This window comes from Mesorhizobium sp. M2D.F.Ca.ET.226.01.1.1 (assembly GCF_004022705.2).
Taxonomy (GTDB): Bacteria; Pseudomonadota; Alphaproteobacteria; order Rhizobiales; family Rhizobiaceae; genus Mesorhizobium.
In genome coordinates this window covers 1-3,113 of record NZ_RZOY02000033.1, presented here as the reverse complement: position 1 = coordinate 3,113, position 3,113 = coordinate 1, and the positions used below count along the sequence as shown (strand labels likewise).

At 61.2% G+C, this 3,113-nt stretch carries 1 protein-coding gene and 5 pseudogenes; 4 read left to right on the top strand and 2 right to left on the bottom strand.

From position 1 onward, the window contains the following. Positions 1 to 126: pseudogene (locus EN869_RS33610) on the bottom strand (transposase); the annotation flags it as partial. Between EN869_RS33610 and EN869_RS33605 the strand changes: the two are divergent. From EN869_RS33605 to EN869_RS35405, 3 genes and pseudogenes are all read left to right on the top strand, one after another. Continuing rightward, a pseudogene (locus EN869_RS33605) lies at positions 125 to 385 on the top strand (IS21 family transposase); the annotation flags it as partial. The pseudogenes EN869_RS33610 and EN869_RS33605 overlap by 2 nt on opposite strands. A 96-nt stretch (positions 386 to 481) precedes the next feature. Continuing rightward, positions 482 to 1,333 (top strand): annotated as a pseudogene (gene istB, locus EN869_RS33600) (IS21-like element helper ATPase IstB). Next, a complete protein-coding gene (locus tag EN869_RS35405; RefSeq protein WP_245460402.1) occupies positions 1,311 to 1,493 on the top strand; it encodes a hypothetical protein in 183 nt (60 codons plus the stop codon). The pseudogene istB and the gene EN869_RS35405 overlap by 23 nt, the downstream one beginning before the upstream one ends. 133 nt (positions 1,494 to 1,626) lie before the next feature. Here EN869_RS35405 and EN869_RS33590 read toward each other — a convergent pair. Then, positions 1,627 to 1,903, bottom strand: a pseudogene (locus tag EN869_RS33590) (integrase core domain-containing protein); the annotation flags it as partial. A gap of 149 nt (positions 1,904 to 2,052) precedes the next feature. On the opposite strand from EN869_RS33590, the pseudogene EN869_RS33585 reads away from it, so the two are divergent. Further along, a pseudogene (locus tag EN869_RS33585) lies at positions 2,053 to 3,113 on the top strand (IS110 family transposase); the annotation flags it as partial.

Here is a 3,113-nt window from a genome sequence, read left to right as displayed (position 1 = left end):
GCGGATGGCGACTTGTCCGGCGATCCACAGGGTGCGGCGCAGCCGAGCATTGCCGAATTTGGAAAGGCGGGTCTGGCCCCGATATTGGCCTGACTGCTGTGTCGAGAGGTTCAGCCCGCAGAACTTTGACGGCAGCTACAGTTCGGTGTGGCGGCATGCTCAGAGTTGGGCGGCGGATCGCGGCAGCGCCGAGGCCCACATTCCGCTGAGTTTTGCACCTGGCGAGGCCTACCGGTTCGACTGGAGTCACGAGATCGTCCTGCTCGACGGCGTGACAGTGACAGTGAAGGTCGCGCACATGCGGCTCTGCCACCAGCCGCATGTATTCGTGAGGGCGTATCCGTGCGAGACGCAGGAGATGGTGTTCGACGCGCATGATCCGGCGCCGGGCACGATCCTTTCCATTCCCCGGCGCTGAAGCTAGCTCACGAGCCGGTCGCCGACTGCGCCCGCTATGACAGTCTCAGGAGGACAAACAGCCGTGGAACGCACCGAGGTAATGGAACTGATGGGAGCGCTGAAGCTCTACGGAATGCGCAGCGCCTATGACGAGATCATGGGCGCGTCGCCATCAAGCGACAGCACGAGCCGCCCAGGATTGTCGGTGATCTCTTGCAGGCCGAGATATCGGAGAAGTAGGCCCGCTCCATCAAATACCAGCTCGCCGTCGCCAAGTTGCCGCTGGCCAAGGACTTCGACTTCGCCGGCACGCCGGTCAACGAACCCCGGATGCGCGATCTCGCCGGCGGCGTCTTCGTCGCCGATCATCGCAACGTCGTTCCTGGTCGGCGGAACAGGCACAGGAAAGTCGCATCTGGCGATCGCCATCGCCCGCTCACTCATCCGCAACGCCGCGCGAGGCCGCTTCTTCAACGTCGTCGACCTGTTCAACAGGCTGGAGGCCGAGACCCGCTCCGGCCGCCAGGGCCGCATTGCCGATCACCTGACCCGGCTAGACTTCGTCGTGCTCGATGAGCTCGGCTATCTGCCCTTCGCCCAGGCCGCCGGGCAGTTGCTCTTCCATCTCATCTCGAAACTCTACGAGCGCACCTCGATCCTCATCACTACCAATCTCGCCTTCGGTGAATGGCCGAGCGTCTTCGTCGACGCCAAGATGACCAGCGCGTTGCTCGATCGCCTCACTCACCATTGCGAGATCGTCGAAACCGGAAATGAGTCCTGGCGCTTCAAGAGCCGCTCTCAAACTGAAGCCGAAAGCCAATCAGCCGCGCCCGATCAGGCTGTGCAACCCCAACCAGCTCCGCCTGATCGGGCGCTCACCGCAGCTCGCTGCGCGCCTCGGTGGATAGGTGCCCAACATCGAGATCAATAATCAGCTCGAATGCCTGCCCAAGGTAGCGCATCTCTACCTGGCGCATGCACCTGGCCTTCCCGGAAACACCCAGAAGGCGCTCCGCCTCACGCTGGAGCTGAACGTAAGCCTGTTCAGCTGCCGTATCGTCGAGCTCGTCCAGTCGTGCGACGAAGGCTGATGCGACAGCTACTGACTTTTCGGCCAGAAGCAGACCCACGGCACTGAAAACGCCCGCTGCTGCAGGAACATATATGCGGCCGATCTCCAAGCTTCGCGCGATGGACGCCCCATGCACGCCGCCATTGCCTCCACAGGTTGTCCTCGGTTAGAGCCAGGCGACTGATACGTGTTTTGGACTTTAGGCTGCCATGTGGACGATGCCAATTGTATCTGTGTAGCCAGACAGGCAGTTCGGCGGCACGGTGATCGGATGTCGGATGCGATGGCATAAGCCCATTCGCGCAATGCTGTCTGGATGAAGCGCTCGGCCTTGCCATTGGTCTTGGGCGTATAGGGTCTTGTCCTGACGTGCTTGAGGCCGAGATCGCGGCAGGCCTTGGCGAAGGCCTTTGATTTGTAGCAGGAGCCGTAGCACCTACGGAATGAAGGAGCCGCGGCGACCGAGAGAGCGGTGCGCGCAGCTCGCTGCAGGCGCGCACCGCTGTCGAGGCGGCCATGGCCAGTCAAAGTTTCTCTAGAATGTGGAATGTTCACAGCCCATTCCGGAGAGACCGACCATGACCACTTCAGATTCTACACCCGCCGCCGCGGTGCTGGTAGCGATCGACATTGCCAAGGTGCGCAATGAAGTTCTGATCGAAGCACCGGGCCACAAGCGCCGGCGTCGCCTTTTGGTCCTCAACACCCGGTGTTGAGCACGACCATATGATCGAAGTGCTGCAGGCGTACGGCCGCCCTGTGGTCTGCGCCTTTGAAGCGACCGGGAACTATCACCGGCCGATAGCATGGCGCCTGGCTGAAGCGGGTTTCGAGGTGCGGCTGGTGGCGTCGCTGGCGCTGGCCCGAACACGAGAAGCGTTGCACAACAGCTGGGACAAGAACGATCCAAAGGATGCCCAGGTGATGCTGCACATGCTCAGGATCCAGGCGACGCAGGTCTACCATGATCCGCCGCGCGCCGGCATCACGACGTGCAGGAACTGTCGAAGACCCATGAAGCGATCGCCAAGGGCCAAGACCGAGATCCAGCACCGTATCCTGACGCACTACCTGCCACTGTATTTTCCCGAGATCGATCGATTCCGGGGGAACAGCCGCAGCGATTGGTTCTTCGCCTTCCTTCATGCCTTTCCGACGCCAGCAAGCATCACGGACAAAGGAGGAGTTTGTGACAGCAGCGTGGGATGTCGTCGGCCGCAAGGTCAGCAAGACACAGATTCTAATGGATATTTACGAGACGGCGCGCTCATCGATCGGACTGCCGCTGCCGCTTGATGTCCCTGCCATTCGCATGTTCCGGATGGTCATTGACGAAGCACGCAGCCTGATCCGGCAGCGCAATGAGATCGAAGCGCAGGCCGACGAGCTGTTGCGGCACAGCCAGGATTATCAGCTCCTGCGACAAATCCCGGGCATTGGACCGATCAACGCATTGACCATCATTGCCGAAGCCGGCGATCTTCGCCGTTTCACCCATCATCGCCAGTTTCTAAAGTTCTGCGGGCTGAACCTCTCGACACAGCAGTCAGGCCAATATCGGGGCCAGACCCGCCTTTCCAAATTCGGCAATGCTCGGCTGCGCCGCACCCTGTGGATCGCCGGACAAGTCGCCATCCGC